The 18,172-nt window shown below is 68.0% G+C and carries 18 protein-coding genes and 2 tRNA genes; 12 read left to right on the forward strand and 8 right to left on the reverse strand.

Going from position 1 to position 18,172, the window contains the following annotated elements:
• Positions 1 to 158: 158 nt before the first annotated feature.
• The 4 genes from AC3RJ7_RS02360 to AC3RJ7_RS02375 all read left to right on the forward strand — a co-directional run bounded on the left by AC3RJ7_RS02360 (position 159) and on the right by AC3RJ7_RS02375 (position 2,626).
• The gene (locus AC3RJ7_RS02360; RefSeq protein WP_491454249.1) at positions 159 to 1,202 is read left to right on the forward strand and encodes a zinc-dependent alcohol dehydrogenase family protein; all 1,044 of its coding nucleotides are present in this window, start codon (positions 159 to 161) and stop codon (positions 1,200 to 1,202) included.
• A gap of 76 nt (positions 1,203 to 1,278) precedes the next feature.
• On the forward strand, positions 1,279 to 1,494 hold the full coding sequence (locus AC3RJ7_RS02365; RefSeq protein ID WP_491454250.1) for a hypothetical protein: 216 nt from the start codon (positions 1,279 to 1,281) through the stop codon (positions 1,492 to 1,494).
• 55 nt (positions 1,495 to 1,549) lie between these two features.
• Complete coding sequence (locus tag AC3RJ7_RS02370) at positions 1,550 to 2,335, forward strand: DUF2510 domain-containing protein (protein WP_491454251.1); 786 nt, start codon at positions 1,550 to 1,552, stop codon at positions 2,333 to 2,335.
• 87 nt (positions 2,336 to 2,422) lie between these two features.
• Positions 2,423 to 2,626 (forward strand): hypothetical protein, encoded by a 204-nt coding sequence (locus AC3RJ7_RS02375; protein ID WP_491454252.1) that lies wholly within the window; start codon positions 2,423 to 2,425, stop codon positions 2,624 to 2,626.
• A gap of 60 nt (positions 2,627 to 2,686) precedes the next feature.
• On the opposite strand, the gene AC3RJ7_RS02380 is transcribed toward AC3RJ7_RS02375, so the two are convergent.
• Positions 2,687 to 4,138, reverse strand: a complete 1,452-nt coding sequence (locus tag AC3RJ7_RS02380) for an MFS transporter (protein ID WP_491454253.1) — start codon at positions 4,136 to 4,138, stop codon at positions 2,687 to 2,689.
• Between the two features lie 242 nt (positions 4,139 to 4,380).
• On the opposite strand from AC3RJ7_RS02380, the gene AC3RJ7_RS02385 reads away from it, so the two are divergent.
• Entirely contained in the window at positions 4,381 to 6,273 is a 1,893-nt protein-coding gene (locus AC3RJ7_RS02385) for a pectate lyase-like domain-containing protein (RefSeq protein WP_491454254.1), read from the forward strand.
• Between the two features lie 27 nt (positions 6,274 to 6,300).
• On the opposite strand, the gene AC3RJ7_RS02390 is transcribed toward AC3RJ7_RS02385, so the two are convergent.
• On the reverse strand, positions 6,301 to 7,266 hold the full coding sequence (locus tag AC3RJ7_RS02390; protein WP_491454255.1) for a LacI family DNA-binding transcriptional regulator: 966 nt from the start codon (positions 7,264 to 7,266) through the stop codon (positions 6,301 to 6,303).
• Between the two features lie 114 nt (positions 7,267 to 7,380).
• Here AC3RJ7_RS02390 and AC3RJ7_RS02395 point away from each other — a divergent pair, with 114 nt between their 5' ends.
• The 3 genes from AC3RJ7_RS02395 (at position 7,381) to cls (ending at position 10,975) form a co-directional block, all read left to right on the forward strand.
• Positions 7,381 to 8,397, forward strand: coding sequence for a PHP domain-containing protein (locus tag AC3RJ7_RS02395; protein WP_491454256.1), 1,017 nt, complete (start codon positions 7,381 to 7,383; stop codon positions 8,395 to 8,397).
• A gap of 22 nt (positions 8,398 to 8,419) precedes the next feature.
• The gene (locus AC3RJ7_RS02400) at positions 8,420 to 9,298 is read left to right on the forward strand and encodes a hypothetical protein (RefSeq protein ID WP_491454257.1); all 879 of its coding nucleotides are present in this window, start codon (positions 8,420 to 8,422) and stop codon (positions 9,296 to 9,298) included.
• 204 nt (positions 9,299 to 9,502) lie between these two features.
• Positions 9,503 to 10,975: a cardiolipin synthase gene (gene cls / locus AC3RJ7_RS02405; protein ID WP_491454258.1), complete on the forward strand. Its 1,473-nt coding sequence runs from the start codon at positions 9,503 to 9,505 to the stop codon at positions 10,973 to 10,975.
• 41 nt (positions 10,976 to 11,016) lie between these two features.
• Here the strand turns inward: cls and AC3RJ7_RS02410 are convergent, their stop codons facing one another.
• Entirely contained in the window at positions 11,017 to 11,262 is a 246-nt protein-coding gene (locus AC3RJ7_RS02410) for a hypothetical protein (RefSeq protein WP_491454259.1), read from the reverse strand.
• Between the two features lie 76 nt (positions 11,263 to 11,338).
• Between AC3RJ7_RS02410 and AC3RJ7_RS02415 the strand changes: the two genes are divergently transcribed.
• Positions 11,339 to 11,713, forward strand: coding sequence for a nuclear transport factor 2 family protein (locus tag AC3RJ7_RS02415; RefSeq protein WP_491454260.1), 375 nt, complete (start codon positions 11,339 to 11,341; stop codon positions 11,711 to 11,713).
• Between the two features lie 22 nt (positions 11,714 to 11,735).
• Here the strand turns inward: AC3RJ7_RS02415 and AC3RJ7_RS02420 are convergent, their stop codons facing one another.
• Both AC3RJ7_RS02420 and AC3RJ7_RS02425 read right to left on the reverse strand, forming a co-directional pair.
• A complete protein-coding gene (locus AC3RJ7_RS02420; protein WP_491455216.1) occupies positions 11,736 to 12,710 on the reverse strand; it encodes an epimerase in 975 nt (324 codons plus the stop codon).
• Positions 12,711 to 12,932: 222 nt separating this feature from the next.
• On the reverse strand, positions 12,933 to 13,358 hold the full coding sequence (locus AC3RJ7_RS02425; RefSeq protein ID WP_491454261.1) for a DUF4279 domain-containing protein: 426 nt from the start codon (positions 13,356 to 13,358) through the stop codon (positions 12,933 to 12,935).
• 495 nt (positions 13,359 to 13,853) lie between these two features.
• Here AC3RJ7_RS02425 and AC3RJ7_RS02430 point away from each other — a divergent pair, with 495 nt between their 5' ends.
• Entirely contained in the window at positions 13,854 to 14,144 is a 291-nt protein-coding gene (locus AC3RJ7_RS02430; RefSeq protein WP_491454262.1) for a hypothetical protein, read from the forward strand.
• A 26-nt stretch (positions 14,145 to 14,170) separates the two neighbouring features.
• On the opposite strand, the gene AC3RJ7_RS02435 is transcribed toward AC3RJ7_RS02430, so the two are convergent.
• Positions 14,171 to 15,892, reverse strand: a complete 1,722-nt coding sequence (locus AC3RJ7_RS02435) for an AAA family ATPase (RefSeq protein ID WP_491454263.1) — start codon at positions 15,890 to 15,892, stop codon at positions 14,171 to 14,173.
• Between the two features lie 284 nt (positions 15,893 to 16,176).
• Here AC3RJ7_RS02435 and AC3RJ7_RS02440 point away from each other — a divergent pair, with 284 nt between their 5' ends.
• Positions 16,177 to 16,452 carry a hypothetical protein gene (locus AC3RJ7_RS02440; protein WP_491454264.1) on the forward strand — a complete coding sequence of 92 codons (276 nt, stop codon included), beginning with the start codon at positions 16,177 to 16,179 and terminating at the stop codon, positions 16,450 to 16,452.
• Positions 16,453 to 16,543: 91 nt separating this feature from the next.
• On the forward strand, positions 16,544 to 17,833 hold the full coding sequence (locus AC3RJ7_RS02445; RefSeq protein WP_491454265.1) for a hypothetical protein: 1,290 nt from the start codon (positions 16,544 to 16,546) through the stop codon (positions 17,831 to 17,833).
• 70 nt (positions 17,834 to 17,903) lie between these two features.
• On the opposite strand, the gene AC3RJ7_RS02450 is transcribed toward AC3RJ7_RS02445, so the two are convergent.
• Together AC3RJ7_RS02450 and AC3RJ7_RS02455 are read right to left on the reverse strand one after the other, a co-directional pair.
• Positions 17,904 to 17,976: transfer RNA gene (locus tag AC3RJ7_RS02450), tRNA-Phe, on the reverse strand.
• Positions 17,977 to 18,051: 75 nt separating this feature from the next.
• Positions 18,052 to 18,125 (reverse strand) — tRNA-Asp (locus tag AC3RJ7_RS02455).
• Positions 18,126 to 18,172 lie beyond the last annotated feature (47 nt).

Consider the following 18,172-nt stretch of genomic DNA (forward strand, 5'->3'; position numbering starts at 1 on the left):
TTACACAATTTGCGGAGGACGGCACCCCGCGTGAACGGCGACCGCTCGCCGGGCCGGTAGGCTCACGGATGTCGCGCGCGCGGCGCGGGAGGGGGCCGCCGGCCACGCGGCATCCCCGCGACCCGACCCGACGGGCCAGCAGAACCGAGAGGACCCCCGTGCGCGCCGTGCTCTTCGACGACTTCGGAGCCCAGCCCCGCCTCACCGAGGTGCCCGAGCCCGCCTGCCCGCCGCGCGGCGCCGTCATCCGCGTGCGCGCGACCGGGCTCTGCCGCAGCGACTGGCACGCCTGGATGGGCCATGACGACACCGTGAGCCTGCCGCACGTGCCCGGTCACGAGTTCGCCGGCGAGATCGCCGCGCTCGGCTCGGAGGTGTCGGCCGACAGCGGCTGGCAGGTCGGCGACCGCGTCACCGCCCCGTTCATCTGCGCGTGCGGCCGCTGCGACGAGTGCCGGTCGGGCAACGAGCAGGTGTGCGACCAGCAGTCGCAGCCGGGCTTCACGCACTGGGGCTCGTTCGCCGAGCTCGTCGCGATCGACGAGGCCGAGCTCAACCTCATCCGCCTGCCCGAGTCGCTCGGCTTCGTCGAGGCCGCCTCGCTCGGCTGCCGCTTCGCGACGGCCTACCGTGCGATCGTCTCGCGCAGCCGGCTCGCACCCGGCGAGCAGATCGCGGTGCACGGTTGCGGCGGCGTCGGCCTCTCTGCGATCATGATCGCCGTCGCGGCCGGCGTGAAGGTCTACGGCGTGGATGTCTCGGACGCGGCCCTCTCGGCGGCCGAGTCGCTCGGGGCCGTCCCTGTTCAGGGCGGGGAGGGCGCGGCCGAGCGCATCGTCGAGGCCTCCGGCGGCGGCGTGGACGTCTCGGTCGACGCGTTCGGCTCGAGCGAGACCTCGTTCGCATCGGTCAAGAGCCTCAAGAAGCGCGGCCGGCACGTGCAGATCGGCCTCATGGTCGGCGACTCCGCCCAGGCCGCGATGCCGATGGACGCGGTCATCGCCGGCGAGCTCGAGCTGCTCGGCAGCCACGGCATGGCGGCGCACGAGTACCCGTCGATGCTCGGGGCCGTCGCCTCGGGCGACTTCCGCCCGATCGAGCTCGTGGGCCGGCGCATCGCGCTCGACGAGGTGCCGGCGGCGCTCGCCGCGATGGGCACGGCGGGCGCGTCGGGTTCGGGCATGACGGTCGTCGAGCTGTAGGAACGACCGAAATACGTGCTGGCCGCCGTGCCCGATCCGCGCTATTCTCGCGCGAGACGGGGGCGAGGTGGTCGGTGTGGACCTGCTGGGATTCGTGCTGGTTGCGGCCGGCATCGCGGTCACCACGGTGACGTGGGTCGCCGTGCGCGACCATCGGTTGCGCGAGCGACCAGGTGACGAGGATGTCGCGGGACCCGCCGAGCGCGCAGGCGCAGGTGCGCCCGGGGCGTGCATCGCCTGGAACGGAACCGACGGCACGATCGGGCCGCCGACGAACTGCGGGGCGGGCTGAACGCGGCGCGGCCGGGTCGCGCCCTACGATGGGCTCCGACCCGACTGGAGGAACGATGAGCGATCCGCGACTGCCACCGCCCGGCTGGTACCCCGAGCCGAGCGGTGCCGAGGGCCAACGCTGGTGGGACGGCACCCGTTGGACCGAGTACTCGACGCCGCTCGCGCCGCCGCCCGCGCCGCAGGTGCAGCCGGCGCAGCCGCAATACGGCGCGTACGCTCCGGCGCAGCCGCAGCAGCCGCAGCAGCCGGCGCAGCCGCAGTACGGTGCGTACGCCCCGGCGCAGCCGGTTCAGCCGCAGTATGGTGCGTACGCTCCGGCGCAGCCGGCGCCCTACGGCAGCGCGGAGCCCACCGTCTCGCGCGAGACCCCGACCGACACGGTCTGGGTGTGGCTCATCGTCGCCTTGCCCGTGCTGGGCGTGATCCCGCTCTTCTTCTGGGACTGGAGCTCGTACATCGAGCGTTCGATGTCGCTCACGTCGCCGCTGTCGCCGATGGAGCAGGTGATCGGGCCGTACACCGACCCGTGGTACCTCGTGCTGAGCGTCTCGGGCTACGTCATCTACGGCCTCTGCGTGTGGTTCGCCTACCTCGACCGCGCCGAGCTGCAACGCCAGGGGTTCGCGCGGCAGTTCCACTGGGCGTGGGCGTTCCTCTTGACGCTCGTCTACGTGGTCGGCCGCTCGGTCGTCGTCAAGCGGCAGGCGGGCCGGGGGAGCGCACCCATGTGGGTCGGGATCGCGGTGTACGTCGTCACGATGATCGCCGTGTTCGTCTGGGTGGGCGTCATGTTCGCCGAGATCGTCACCATGGTCGCGGAGACGGTGCCGACCTACTGACTCGGCCGGACGGTCGGATCGACGCGGGGCTGTTCAGGGGCGCACGGCCTCGCTAGTCTGACACCACACGAACAGGGAGGTCGGCTCATGGATCTCGGCATCATCGCGATCATCGCAGTGGTCGTCGTCATCGTCGCCGCGGCGATCTGGCTGGCCGTCCGCGAGCGTCGAACCCGCGCTCGGCCCGGCGACCCGCACGTCGCGCTGCACTCCGGAGACCGCGCGCACGGCGAGGCGACGTCGGGTGCGTACGTCGCCGACGCGGTGCGCGACGGCGGCGTCGTGAGCTGACACCCGACACGACGCGGCGCCCGCACCGGTTCGACCGGGCGGGCGCCGCGTCTCGTCGTGTCAGGCGTCGACCGTGACCGGATCGGTCGAGGTCGCCGCGTCGTCCGCCGACGCCGCTCCGCCCGAGCGGGCCCCGCGCAGGAAGATCGCCGTCGCGATGAATCCGGCCACGGCGACGAGGCCGGCTCCGAGGAACGCCGCCGCGAACCCGCTCGTCAGCGCCGAGACATCCGTGCCGCCGGCCGTGACCGCCGCACCGACCGCGGTGAGCACCGCGAGCCCGACCGCCGAGCCGATCTGGTAGCTCGTGTTCACGAGTCCGGAGGCGACGCCCGTCTCCTCGGGGTTCGCCGCGCCGATCGCGGTACCGAGCGACGGCACGAACGCGAGCGCCATGCCGAGCGCCGCGACGAGCGACGCGGGCAGCACGTCGGTGACGTAGCTCCCGTCGGGGCGGGCGAGCGCGAGCCAGCCGAGGCCGACGGCGAGGAGTGCGAATCCGGCCACGATGAGCGGCTTCGCGCCGAACCGGGCCTGCAGGCGCGGAGCGAGACCGACCATGCCGATCACGATGAGCGCGGTCATCGGCAGCAGCGCCGCGCCCGACGCGAACGCGCCGGCGCCGAGCACCTGCTGCAGGTAGAGGTTCAGGAAGAACCACATCGGCACCCAGGCCGCGCCGAGCAGCAGCTGGGCGAGGTTCGCGGCGCCGAGACGGGGCGCGCGGAAGATGCCGAGCCGCAGCAGCGGCTGACGGCTGCGGGCCTGGATCACGAAGAACAGGGCGAGCAGGGCCGCACCGACCGTGAGGGCGACGACCGTCTCGGCCGAGGCCCAGCCCACCTCCGGCGCCCGGACCACGCCGTAGACGACGGCGGCGAGCCCGCCGGTCGCGGTGACGGCGCCGGCGAGGTCGACCGATCCGCGTCGGCGCGGTACGGCCGGCAGCGCGAGCGGGGTCAGCGCGATGACGAGGAGGGCGATCGGCACGGTCACGTAGAACACCCACGGCCAGCTCGCGTACTCGGTGAGCACGCCGCCGAGGAAGACGCCCGCCGTGCCGCCGATCGGTGCGGCGGCGCCGTATACCGCGAACGCGCGGGGGAGTTCGGGCGTGCCGCCGAAGAGCACCATGAGCAGGGTGAGCGCGGCGGGGGCGATGAGGGCGGCGCCGGCGCCCTGCACGGCGCGGCCGGCGATCTCGAGGCCGACGTTCGAGGCGGCGCCCGCGAGCACCGAGCCGGCGGCGAGCGTCACCCAGCCGGTGATGAAGACGCGACGGGCGCCGAACAGGTCGGAGAGCCGGCCGCCGAGCAGCAGCAGGCCGCCGAACGCGATCACGTAGGCGTTGAACACCCACGACAGCGACTCGGGCGTGAAGCCGAGCTCGGCCTGGATGTCGGGCAGGGCCACGCCGATGATCGACGTGTCCATGATGACGACGAACTGGGCCGCCGCGATGAGTGCGAGGCCGAGCCACCGGCGTGGTGCGGCGGCGGTGGAGGTGGACATGAGGCTGCTCCTTCGTTCTGCTTCGGATCTGTTGCTTCGGAATCTGAATACCCCTAGGGGGTATAGATATACCGACGAATCCCGTCGACGTCAAGCGAGGGGGTCGCGGCTCGTCGTGGCGGCCGGCGTCGATACCGGCCCGAATCGGCTCTTGCGGCCACCCGGCGGCGTTGCCTACTGTGAGGCGTGCCAGTTGGTGACACGAGTCACTAAGAAGCCTCGACGAGGAGGAAGCACCACCGATGAGCACCCACACCCGTTCGACGGTCGTCCCACGACGCGTCGGCACCGGTCTCGCGATCGCCGGCGCCCTCGTGGCGCTGAGCTGCGCGGCGCCGGCGGCCGCGGCGCCGGCCCAGGCGATCGATCCCTTCAACCCCGACTTCGGTCCGAACGTCACGATCTTCGGCCCCGACACCCCGGTCGACGAGATCCAGGACGCGCTCGACGAGCTCGCCTCGGCGCAGGTCGACGCCGAGATGTCGACCGCCCGCCGCAGCGTGCTGTTCCTGCCGGGCGAGTACGGCACCGACGCCGCCCCGTTGCAGGCGAAGCTCGGCTACTACACCGAGCTCGCCGGCCTCGGCGCCTCACCCGGCGACGTCATCGTCAACGGCAAGCTCGAGGTCTACAACCGCTGCCTCGAGGGCGACGGCACGGCGAACTGCCTCGCGCTCGTGAACTTCTGGCGCACCGTCTCGAACCTCTCGCTCCACGTCGACGCGCTCGGCCAGGACGGCTGCCGCGCCTCGGCGAACTTCTGGGCCGTCTCGCAGGCCGTCTCGATGCGCCGCCTCGACATCTCGGGCGCCAACCTCTCGCTCATGGACTACTGCACCGCGGGGCCGCAGTACGCGAGCGGCGGCTTCATCGCCGACTCGCGCCTGCCGTTCGTGATCAACGGCTCGCAGCAGCAGTGGCTCATCCGCAACAGCGTCGTCGACGGCTGGTCGAACGGCGTGTGGAACCAGGTGTTCTCCGGAGTCGAGGGCGCACCCGACGACGCCGCATTCCCGGCCCCGCCGTACACGACGCTCGACGAGACGCCCGTGAGCCGCGAGAAGCCGTACCTCTTCGTCGACGACGAGGGGCGGTACGCGGTTCGGGTGCCCGAGGCGCGCACGAACACCCGCGGCATCAGCTGGGCCGACGGCGAGACCCCGGGCCGCACCGTGCCGATCACGGACTTCTACATCGCGAAGCCCGGCGACTCGGTCGGCGCGATCAACTCGCAGCTGGCGAAGGGCCGCAACCTGCTGCTCACACCGGGCGTCTACGACCTCGACGGCAGCCTCAACGTGACCCGGCCCGACACGGTCGTGCTCGGCATGGGGCACGCGACGCTGACGGCCGTCGGCGGCGCGGTTCCGCTGCGGGTGCGGGATGCCTCGGGCATCGTGGTCGCCGGCGTGACGATCGACGCAGGCGACGAGGAGTCGCCGGTACTGCTCGAGGTCGGCAAGCCCGGCGGCGGGCACGACGCCGGGATCGACCCCGCGAACCCGATCACCCTCTCCGACGTCTACTTCCGCGTCGGCGGGCCGCACATCGGCAAGGCCGACACCGCGCTCGTGGTGAACAGCGACCACGTGCTCATCGACCACACGTGGGTGTGGCGCGGCGATCACGGGGTCGAGGACTTCACCGAGGGCGTCAACGGCGACACCGACCGCTGGAACACCAACACCGGTCGGACCGGCGTCGTCGTGAATGGCGACGACGTCACCGCGACGGGGCTCTTCGTCGAGCACTTCCAGCAGTTCAACACGGTCTGGAACGGCGAGCGCGGCACCACCGTGCTGTACCAGAACGAGCTGCCCTACGACCCGCCGACGCAGGCCGACTGGACCCGGCCCGACGGCACGCTCGGCTACGCCGGTTACAAGGTCGCGGACGACGTGGTCGAGCACACGCTCCACGGCGGCGGGGTGTACGTCTTCAACCAGAACAACCCGGCGATCGTCACCGAGAACGGGTTCGAGGCGCCGGACTCCGCCGGCGTGCGCCTGCACCACATCATGACGGTGAACCTCAGCGCGGGCACCGTTCGCCATGTCGTGAACGGCGTCGGCGGGCAGGCCGACACGACGAACGTCGGGGTGCCGCAGTATCTCGCGGAGTACCCGCTGCCGTGACCGGCGGTCGTGCGGGACTCCAGCCGCTCAGGCCGAGTCCCGCACGACGAGCGCCGGCGCGCCGCCGGTGCGCTTCGGCGGCGGGGTGCCGTCGATCGCGGCGATGACCCGGGCCGCCAGGTAGGCGGCCTCGAGGTCCATCGACTGGGTGACGGTGGTGAGCGGGGGCGACGCGAGGGCGGCGAGGGGCACGTCGTCGACGCCGATCACGGCGAGGTCGCCGGGCACCGCGAGCCCGCGGGCTCTGGCGCCGGCGAGCACGGCGAAGGCGATCTCGTCGTTGTAGGCGGCGACGCCCGTGACGCCCGCAGCGCGCCACGCGTCGACCGCACGAGCACCGGAGGCGGCGTCGACCTCGAGCTCGACCACGACGGGCGGCTCGATCGAGCGGGTCGCGCATGCTGCGCGCACACCCTCGAGCCGCCGATCGCCGAACTCGGCCACGCGACGGTCGGCGGTGGCGGCGTAGCCCAGTCGAGTGCGTTCGCCGGCCACGAGTCGCTCGACCTGGATCTCGCCGATGACCGGCTGCGGGTCGGAGGCCGTCGCCTCATCGGAGCTCGTGTCGACGACCTGGATGCCCGCCCGCCGCATCGCCTGCACGTCGGCGGGCTCGAACGCCGCGAGGCCGACCACGGTGCGCGGGGTGACCGCGCGCCAGAGCTCGGCGAGCGGGCGTTCGCCCCGGGCGTGGTGCACGAGCACCGAGAGGCCGCGGGCCGCGAGGTCGTCGGCGAGGTGATCGAGCAGCGTCTCGACCACGGGGCCGACCGGCCAGTCGGGGAGCATGCAGAGCACGAGGTCGCTGCGGCCGCTGCGGAGCACCCGCGCCGCGGCCGAGGGGGCGTAGCCCAGTCGTTCGGCGGCGTCGAACACGCGCTGCCGGGTCTCGGCCGAGATCGACGCGCCCTCGGTGCCGTTGAGCACATAGCTGACCGTCGTCCGCGAGACACCGCTCGCGCGTGCGACGTCGGCGCTCGTCACCCGTGCCACCCGGCCCTCCTCGATCTCCTCACGTGCACCCTACCGACACGGGCACGGTGATCGACGCCGGCGAACCTCGACGTTGTCGAGCACGATCGACCCCTTTCGCGACACAATCGACGTATGGACCCCGTCGCCGCACTGGAGGAGATCGCGTTCCTGCTGGAGCGCGACCGCGCCTCGGCGTACAAGTCGAAGGCCTTCCGCAAGGCCGCCGACGCGATCCGCGACCTCGAGCCCGACGACCTCGCCGCCCGCGCGGCCGACGGCCGGCTCCGGCGCACCGCGGGCGTCGGCGACTCGACGTTCGCCGTCATCTCGCAGGCGCTCGCCGGCGAGGTGCCCGAGCGGCTCGCCGACCTGCGGGCGAAGGCGGGCCTCTCGCCTGCCGGAACCGCCGCGACCGGCCTGCGTGCGGAGCTGCGCGGCGACCTGCACGCGCACACCGAGTGGTCCGACGGCACGACGAGCCTCGCGGTGATGGCGGGCGCCGCCGCGGCGCAGGGGCTCGAGTACCTTGCGATCACCGACCACTCGCCGAGCCTTCGCGTCGCCAACGGCCTCAGCGCCGAGCGGCTCGCCGAACAGCAGGAGCTCATCGAGGTGGTGCAGGCGGGCATCCCCGACCTGCGCCTGATCGCGGGCATCGAGGTCGACATCCTGCTCGACGGGGCGCTCGACCAGACCCCCGAGATGCTCGACCGGCTCGACATCGTGGTCGGCAGCGTGCACTCGAAGCTGCGCATGGAGCGGGCCGAGATGACGGCACGGATGCTTCGCGCCATCGCCGATCCGCACCTGAACGTGCTCGGCCACTGCACCGGGCGCCTCGTCGAGGGCTCGCGCGGCACCCGCCCGCAGTCGGAGTTCGACGCCGAGGCGGTGTTCGCCGCGTGCGCGGAGCACGGCGTCGCCGTCGAGATCAACTCCCGGCCCGAGCGGCAGGATCCGCCAGACGACCTGATCGCGATCGCCCTCGACGCGGGCTGCCTCTTCTCGATCGACAGCGACGCGCACGCGCCGGGGCACCTGTCGTTCCTCGAGCTCGGTGCGGCCCGCGCCGAGGCCAACGGGGTGCCGGCCGAGCGCATCGTCACGACCTGGCCCGCCGAGCGACTGCTCGCCTGGGCGCAGGGCTGACGGCGCGAGCACGGGGCAGCCGATGCCGTTCGAGCAGGACGCGTCGCCGAGCGAGTCGCGCGGCGACCTGCTGAGCCTGCTGCGCGGCCAGGCCGGCCGCCGCCGACCGGCCGACCTGCTGCGGCAGTATCGCGACGACGCATTCGTCGCGCCGAGCCCGATCGACCAGCGGCTCAGCACCGCGCTCGATCGGCTCGCGCTCGACTCGGCTCCCGATGCCGAGGCGATCCTGCTGTCGCCGGTGGCGCCTCTCGGCACGAACTCGGTCGTCGCCCCGACCTCGCAGGACCGCACGCTGTCGACGATCCGCACGACCGAGGTGGTCTCCGATCCCACGAACGTGCTCGCGCTCGAGTGCGCGGCCCGACTCGCGACATCCCCTTCGACGGTGCGTCTCGCGACCGTGCACCAGACGGTGCGCGCGCAGTCGCTCACCGCCGGAAAGCCGTCGCACTCGCGCCACTTCCGCCTGTTCGCACTCGCCACGGCCGGTCGGGCCGGGCCCGACCACGGCTTCGAGGTCGACGCCGTGGGCCGCCAGCTCGCGGCGTTCGACCGATTCTTCGACACGGCCGCCGCCGAGCTCGGCCTCGTCTTCCCCGGCCGGCGCGCGATCGTGCGCACGGCGCCCGACAAGGAGGTGCTCGGCGATCGGATCCGCGAGCGCCTGGCCGAGCGGCTGCCCCACGTCGAGATCGCCGCCGAATCGCTCGAGTCGGGCTACTACGACGGGCTGCGGGTCGGCTTCGGCGCACACGGGCCGACCGGCGACTTCGTCGAGATCGCCGACCTCGGCCGATTCGACTGGGTCGCGCGGCTGCGCAGCGACCGCCGGTTGCGCTTCGTCGCGAGCGGCCTCGGCATCCAGCTCGTCCCGCTGCTGTTCGGCGCCGCGCGCTGAACTGCAGCGGCGCGTGCACGAGGCATCCGTACCCTCTCGTGACCGTGGCACGCAGCGACATACCCGGCGGGATGCCGCGCGTCTGCGCTCGTTCGAGTAACCCCCGACCGCTATCGTTATCTCACCCGCGGCGGCGAGGGGTGTCGCCGGGGCCCGAGGAGGAGCCATGACCCGTTTCAGCCGTGAGTCCGACGGGCGGCGTTCGTGAACTTCGATCCGACGGTCTTCTGGACCGTCGTGCTCATCCTCGCGGACTGGACCATCCGCATCGTCGCGCTCTTCATCGTGCCGAAGGATCGCAAACCGACCGCAGCGATGGCGTGGCTGCTCGCGATCTTCCTCATCCCGTTCATCGGCGTGCTGCTGTTCCTCATCATCGGCAACGCGAAGCTGCCGGAGAAGCGGCGGAAGCGGCAGAAGGAGGTCGACGCGATCATCGCGCAGAACGTCGACGCCCACGACTACACCGTCGACCGGTCCACGTGGCCCGCGTGGTTCGCGTCGATCGTGCAGCAGAACCGCACCCTCGGCGCCCTGCCCGCCTCCGGCGGCAACCGTGCCGAGCTCATCGGCGACTACCAGGCGTCGATCGACCGCATGGCGGCCGAGATCGACACGGCGCGGTCGTGGGTGAACATCGAGTTCTTCATCGTCGCGTGGGACGACACCACGCGCGAGTTCTTCGCCGCGATGGAGCGGGCGGTGCAGCGGGGCGTGAAGGTGCGCCTGCTCATGGACTACATCGCCTCGGCGAAGGTGCCCATCCACAAGGAGACGATCGCCGAACTCGACCGCATCGGCGTCGACTGGCGCTACCTGCTGCCGGTGAAGCCGTTCAAGGGGCAGTTCCAGCGCCCCGACCTGCGCAACCACCGCAAGCTCGTCGTCGTCGACGGCCACGTCGGCTACACCGGTTCGCAAAACCTCATCTCGCGCGACTACGACTCGCCGAAGAACCAGAAGCGCGGCCTCAAGTGGCAGGAGCTCGTGACGCGGGTCACGGGGCCGACGGTCGCGGCGATCAACACCGTGTTCCTCTCCGACTGGTACGCCGAGACCGGCGAGAACCTGATGGACGCGGCGCACGTGAAGGTCGCCGACGTCGAGTTCGACGAGTCGCCCGAGGCGCTCGTCTGCCAGGTGGTGCCGAGCGGCCCGTCGTTCGACGAGGAGAACAACCTCCGCATGTTCCTCGGCCTCGTGAACGCCGCGCAGGAGAAGGTCATCATCACGAGCCCGTACTTCGTGCCCGACGAGGCGATGATGTACGCGATCACCTCGGCGAAGTTCCGCGGGCTCGACGTGCAGCTATTCGTCTCGGAGATCGGCGACCAGGGCATGGTGTGGCATGCGCAGCGGTCGTACTACGAGCCGCTGCTGCGCGCGGGCGTGCGCATCTTCATGTACCCGGGTCCGTTCATCCTGCACTCGAAGCACATGACGATCGACGACGACATCGCGTTCATCGGCTCGAGCAACATGGACATCCGTTCGTTCCTGCTGAACTTCGAGATCTCGATGCTCGTGCGCGGCGAGTCGTTCGTGCGCGACATGCGCGAGGTCGAGGAGGGCTACCGCCAGATCAGCAAGGAGCTCACCCTCGACGCCTGGCTGAACGAGCCGACGCGGGCGAAGTTCCTCGACGGCGTGGCGCGACTCACCTCGGCGCTCGAGTAGCGGCGAAGCATCACAGTCGCTCGAGGGCGGCGTGCTCGGCTTCAGGCCGGGGCGCCGCCCTCGATCGCGCTGAGCACGGCGTCGACGTCGCTCTCGGAGGAGCCGAGCCCGGCGTCGGCGAGGCGGTCGCGCACCATCCCGCGCGCGTCATCGACATGACCGAGCAGCAGGTCGCCCCGAACCTGCTGGATCACGCCCTCGAGCTTCTCCGCGCGGCTCGCGTCGTCGTGGCCGGCCTCGACCGGCTCGGTCTGCACCTCGTCGCTCCGCTCGTCATTCGTGTCCATCGGGTGATCGTCCCAAGCTCTCCGGCGTGCGCCAACCCCCTTCACAAGTCGCCCTGAATGTGCTCGGATCGCGCGCATGAGTGATTTCACCCTCGACGAACTGCTCGCCCTCGAACACGACGGATGGGCATCGCTGAGCGACGGCAGCGGTGGGGCCTTCTACGGCGAACTCATGACTGCCGACGCCGTGATGGTGCTCGTGAACGGCATGGTGCTCGACCGCGACGCCGTCGCGCACTCGCTCGACGACGCACCGCCGTGGGCGCGGTACGAGCTGAGCGACGCGCGTCTGATCGACGTCGGCGACGACGCGGCGGCCCTCGTCTACCGTGCCGTCTCGTCGCGCGATGACGGCAGTGAGTCGTTCGAGGCGCTCATGTCGAGCGTGTACCGTCGCGTCGATGGGCGGCCGCGGCTCGCGCTGTACCAGCAGACGACGATCACGCACTGATGGGCCGCGCGAAATCCCAGCTTCAGCTCGCCGTGACGCTCTTGATTGCGGCATCCAGGTCTGGGTAGGTGAAGGTGTAGCCGGCCTCGACCAGAGCGGTGGGAACCACCCATCGGCTCTTGAGCACGAGTTCGGGTTCGGTGCGGAGCGCCCACATCGCGGGCTCGAGCATCCACCTCCAGGCCGGGAGCCCTATGGGCGCGCCGACGCTCTCGCGGAGGGTGCGCATCAGCGATCGGTTATCGCTCGGATTCGGGCTGGCGAGGTTCACCGGGCCCGAGAGGTCATCGCGGTCGCGGATGAAACGGATGGCGCCGATGACATCGTCGATGTGGATCCAGCTGAACTTCTGCCGGCCCCGGGTGCGATGCCAGTCCGACCGACCGGTACCGGTCGGCGACGGGCCGATGCCCCGGTAGCGTCGGTGCGGAAGCCACGGGCTGTCGATCTGCGCGCCGCCGAGGCCGAGGCGTGCGAGCGTCACGAGCGACTTGGTCGCCGGGCCGTCTCCCAGCACGATGGCCATGCGGAGCGCGACGCGGCGGGTGTGCGGGAGATCACCCGCGAAGAACTCCAGCTCCCAGTTGCGTGCCACGTCGACGGAGAACCCCTCGCCGAGTTCGCCGTCGCCCTCGGTGTTCGGGCGATCCATGCTGTGCCGGTAGATCGTCGCAGTCGAGGCGTTCAGCCACAACTCGGGTGGCGCGTCGGCACGTCGAACCGCCTCCCGGAGCGCGCGGGTGGTGTCCACCCTGGACCGGAGAATCTCGTTGCGGTTCGCGTCGGTATAGCGGCAGTTCACCGATTTGCCAGCCATGTTCACGAGCACCGACGACCCGTCGACGGCGCGGGAGATCGCCGCGGGGTCGTCCCATGTCACGTCGCCGGTTCGCCCGATCCGCCGCACGACGTAGCCGTCGTCGGTAAGGGAACGAACGAGCGCGGTACCGACGAACCCGGTCGCGCCCGCGACCACGGCTACAGGCGGATGTGGCATGCGACTCCCGTCATTCCGGCGATTTCGCCAGCGTACTGAAGCGACCGGGCAGGGCCGCAAGACACGAAGACCCCCGGGCTACCGGGGGTCTTCCTCATCTGGTAGCTCCGATCGGCATCGATCTGGTGACCTTTCGATTTTCAGTGAGCCTGGGCGGCGGCTGGCGGCTGGCGGCTGGCGGCGGGCCGGTGCTGGCGGAAGGTCGGCGCCGGATCAACGAAGCTACGCGTCCGCGTGAATGCCATCAAGGGCGTCGAGATAGACCGTGCCGTACACATCGACACCGAACTCGCCGATTGCCCCCGCAAGATCGGAGGGCATAACGAATCCGCCCTGAACGGAATCCGAGTAGGCCGACCACTGGATGCGGGGTGCGCAGTCCGGCGGAAGGTTCGCCACCTTCCCGAGCGCCGGCTGGATCAGCTTGAGGAGCGTTCGAACAGCATGAGTGCCGGTCTGATCGTCGCTCGTGTTGTGAACCTCGCCAGTGTCAACGATCCACGCGTGGTGACTTGCGACGCGGCCAGACATGCGAGATGCGCCAGCCTCCGTAACGTCGGTCGGATCGAGCTCGAGAAGACTCGAGATCGCCGCTGGGTCCGTCTCTGACGACCAGACGATGAATGACGCTCGACCGGACTGAATCATGAGCCGAGTGTAGAGCTAGCGAATGGAGCGCTGGCGCCTCGCTATCGGCGTGACATCTACGCTGCATTCCACAGATGCCCGAACTGCGGCACCCGCACAATGCATCGACCCCAAGGGAGTATTGGTGCCGCGACTGTGAGGTCATCGTCGTCGACTTCGGCCTTTCGGGGGATCTAGCAATGGGTGGCAGTGAACCCTATGCTCACCGCATGAATGAGAACCCGAACCCGTGGGGAACCGCGCTAGGCCTTGGCGGATCTATCGCGATCATCGTAGGGGCGATCGCTGCCCTCGGTGCCACGACTACTCCGCCTGATCTCGTACCCTCGTTCCTTGCGGTTGCTGGATGGGTTAGCCAGATTGGCACTGTCGCCCTTGTGGGCTACGTGATTGTCCGCGCTGTCGAATGGCAGATGACGCGAACGACGGGTCCCGAGACAACCACCGGCACTCGGATGCAGCCGGACGCAAGCAAGGGATCGTAGGCTCGAATGCATGCGCTTGACCGGATCCGTTCGCCCGACCGCCACGTCTGAGATCGTCGCAGCGGGCCACGATCGCGGCACCGCATACGATGCGCTAGCGGCACACGTGCCCGAGCGGTTCGAACTACTGCAGGCGCATTTCACGATGAAGGATGGCGTCACCACCGCCAAGGGCATGATTCGCGCGATCCGCACTGAAGATGTCGTTGCCGACGGCGCCGACTACGAGTCAGCGAATGCTGCGCTCAAGGCACAGGTGCCAGACGGCTATCTTCTGCTCGGTCGTACGTTGCTGGGCTAACGAGGTGGGCGCGCCTGGATACTGCCCTACCTGTTCGCCTCGCGGATTAGTGCGACGATTTGCGCCGTGGACTTCTTCAGATCGAGCGGCCACACGTCGGAGTTCCAATGTTCGACGACGTGGCGCGCAATCTTTACCTTGTCGGCTGTGAACCCCAGGCGGTCATGAGACAGAGGATCGTCGAACTGTCCCGGAGCGCTCGCTGGGAGAGATGACCTCGGGTGGACACTCCGCAGAGCTGCTTCGAGTAGTTCGTTCGGGACGTAGTTCTCGATTGTGTACCCCTTCGTGATCCATGCGAATCCGGGACCGGACGAGTCGAACTCGCTACGAATTCGCTTCTTCGTGTCGTTGAGATGGCTCTGTGCACGCGGCTTGTCGCTGTCGATCAAGATCGACATGAAGCGGTTGAGTCGGCGGAGCGAGATGAAGTCATCGATTTCGGGATCATGGCTAGTCAGATGGCTCAGCAGCCGACCTCCGTAGAACATCACGGAATAGTGGATTCCCTCAACCAGATCGGGATCGAGCCGACGAATCCAAGACGTCAGATAAACGCGATCCGAAGGTCCTTCCACCCAGATGACTGCATTCGCTTGGACAAGGTCTGATGCCTTGTATCCGAGGTCGGCGCAGATCGCAGCGCGCTCGCTGGGGCTTCCGGCCGCGGTGACGGTCGACCGAGTGCCGTTGTGTCGTACGTGGAATATGGACGTCTGCGAGCTGTCTAGGATGTGCGCAGAGTGGGTCGCAATGAAGTACTGGTTCGAGGTCTCCGCGTTCAAGTAGGCGAGAAGTTTCCGCTGAAGCGCCGGGTGAAGGTGAATCTCTGGTTCCTCGATACAAACGATCGAATCCTCAACGACCGTTGCGGCTGCCGCGAGGATCACTACCTCATGGATGCCCGTTCCAAGGTTTTCAAGTGGAAGTGTTCGGCCGTCCTTGGTCACATGGATCGTGCCGAGGTTGTGCGGGATCTCGATCTCGACTGTCGGATCCTCAAGGACGACCTGTACGAATTTCGTGATTCGCGCGAACCGTAGTTTGTCTTCCTGCCGGCTCATCGTGGGGTTCTGAAGTTCGCGCAGTCGACGAATCAGATTTATGCCACTCAACCCGCCGTCTACATCGCCATCGGCGATTCGGCGAAATCCGACAACAGTGCGGGCGGTTGGTAGGTCGCCAATCTTGGGTTCAATGAGGGAATAGAGGTGGTGTATGTCGCGCATAGTATCGCCTCGAAAGGATCCCAAATATCCCCGGAGAAGGTTGGGCACGACGTGTAGGCCAACGTGTGTTTTCGACAACGCACCAGCAAGGTAGCGGGCGAAAGCGGAATCGGAGGACCACCCCTTGATTCGTAGAGAGCCAAGTTCGTGACGGGTGTAATGGAACCAACACAGGCCATCTGAAAAGAGAGGCTCCGAACGAAGAAATGACTCGAGGAGTTCGGTGCCGCGACCATCCAGGCCCAACCGATCGCTGATGACTCCGGGAGCCACCGCGATCGCGAGACGAACGCCTTCGTCGCCACTACCGATCGGTCTGTCCCACTGACCCCGGTGGTCCGAATCTTCTCGGCCCTCCTCATCAGAGAACGTCGCGTGGATGAATCTCAGAATGTTGGACTTGCCGGCGTTATTTTGGCCCGCGATCAAGTTGACCTTCGAGAGCGGGAAGAGCCTCGAAAGAGGCTCGTTTGAGAAGCTTCGATATCCGCCGAACCCGAGTCCTTGAAGCTGTTCCACTGCGCAATCGTGACAGAGCCGCATCGAGGTCACCAGAAGGCTCGCTCGTAGAGGCGCCCCAAGCTATTGCGCTTTCGAGCAGCTTCCCTTGCCTAAGGCCGCCGCTGAGCTCAAATTCGCTCGACGGATAGGATCGAAATGTCTATATGGTTGCGGGCGCATTGGGCTGGCTTCCGATAATGCGCGGGCCGGCGCGCTCCACGACAGGAGCACGTATGGTCCGAGGCCAACCACGCTGGCACCCCCTCCTAGCGGCCGTAGAAGGCCCTGTGGGGACATGGCGCATGATCGACAGCCTCGGCAAGGAATACGGGCTCATCCGCCTTGTGAGGCTCGACGGCGAACCGAAGTATCGCGTCGAGTTCAAAGGCGCCTTGCTCGGCTACGGCGGAACGCTCCGCGCATCTTGCGAACGCGTGCATTGGGCACTGGTTCACTCGGTCGGGCAGCGAGGTCGCATCGGGTTCGAGTCGGAAATTGAAGCCGCCGCCCGACATCGGCTGTCGCCGGCACGCTCACCAGAACCGACCACGCGAGGCGCTGAACTTCAGCAGCACTGACGAGCTTCGATGCTGATGCTGTTTGGGGCGATAGGTTATCGAGAGTCGTGCTCTATGTCGCACGCGCGTCTCGAGGATTGAGGAGCGAGCGATGAAGCTCAGTGAGTTCGAAGCCCACCCCATTTGGCGTCGTGTCGACAACATCGCCGGTTGGCTCGCCCATTTGCGGCTCGAGGATGACGGGCGAAACATCGATCTGATCGATGAGCTCGATATCCGAATCGCTCAGATTCAGGCAACCTACAAGACCCGTAAGCGTCTCGCCCCGCTCATGGTGCCGGATCAACTTGGTGCCCTAGATGGGAACTACCAGCAATTCGAGTCAGCGATCGAGGCTGCGCAGGCTCACGCAGACCCCAACACCCGCACGCAGTATCTCAATCAAGCGAAGGTGTACGCGTTCGCAGCGACCGCCGCGCAGGGATCTTGGCCGACCGCGATGCCGACCAAGAGTGAGGAGCGGCTCGAAGTTAGCGTTGTCGATGCGCTAATCGAACGATCAGCCGCGATCGATGAGGAGGTGAGGGCACGACTCAGCCACCTTGACTCGCTGATCGCAGAGTCCGACGAGCGAGCGAATCGGGCCATCACCACTGTCGCGAAGGCCGAGGAGTCGATCGGACTGCTTGTGACCAAGGCGACAAATGCGGTTGATGCGGAGAAGGCCCGAATCGGGACCGTCATTGACGAGGGCAATGCAAAGATCGCCGGATTCGAGACAGTGCTTGACTCAAGCCTCGCCGAATGGGAGGAAGAGCGAAACCGTGCCTTCGAGGAGCGGCTCGATGACTTGCGTACTCAGCAGCTAGCCCTTCTTGTATCAGCGCAAGAAACATACGCCGAACTAACATCCACGGTCAGTGACTATCAGGCGCTCGTTCAGGCCGACTCTGCCGATCGCCTCGCGAAGCACTACGAAGAGGAGGCCGATTCGGCGAGTCGGTCAGGTTGGCGGGCCACGATTGGCGGGTTCGTCCTGCTCTTGCTCGCTGCGCTCCCGCTGCTTCTCGTAGTGCTCCAGCCCCTATTCACTGCCTTTTTCGAATGGAGCATGCCTACCCCTGACTGGCCCTCTGTCGTTGCTCGCGCGGGCGTTGCCGCGGTCCTAGTCGGAGCCGCAACGGTGGCGATGAAGATCGGCGGCGGCTATCTGAAGCGGTCTGCAGATTACAAGCGCCTCGCGATGGAGCTTCGAACAATGGGACCATTCCTCAGCGCGGTGGACGATCGCGAGAGCGTAGACCAGGCACGGCTGGATCTTGTAAGCAGAGCGTTCGGCCAAGCGTATGTCCCGCAGAAAGATGACAGACCAGATGACGCGGTTCCCGTGACCGTCCTTCAGCAGCTACTTACTCTCCTCACACGGACCGTCTCCAAGTAGGGCACCCCCGAACTAGGTGGTCGCTCACGGTTGGCAGCAAAAACCCCCGGATGACCGGGGGTTTTGACTGTGGCTCCGACCGGCATCGATCCGGTGACCTTTCGATTTTCAGTCGAACGCTCTACCAACTGAGCTACAGAGCCTCGAGGCATCCACGAAGAATGCCTCGATAAGGAGAAAGCCCCTTCTCTCGTAAGGGAAAGGGCTTGTCGCCTGAGCGACCCTGACGGGACTTGAACCCGCGACCTCCGCCGTGACAGGGCGGCACGCTAACCAACTGCGCCACAGGGCCTCGATGTGAGTAAACACTGCGTGATTTCTCGCTGAGACTATTCAATT

The sequence above is a fragment of the Agromyces solani genome, assembly GCF_058349925.1.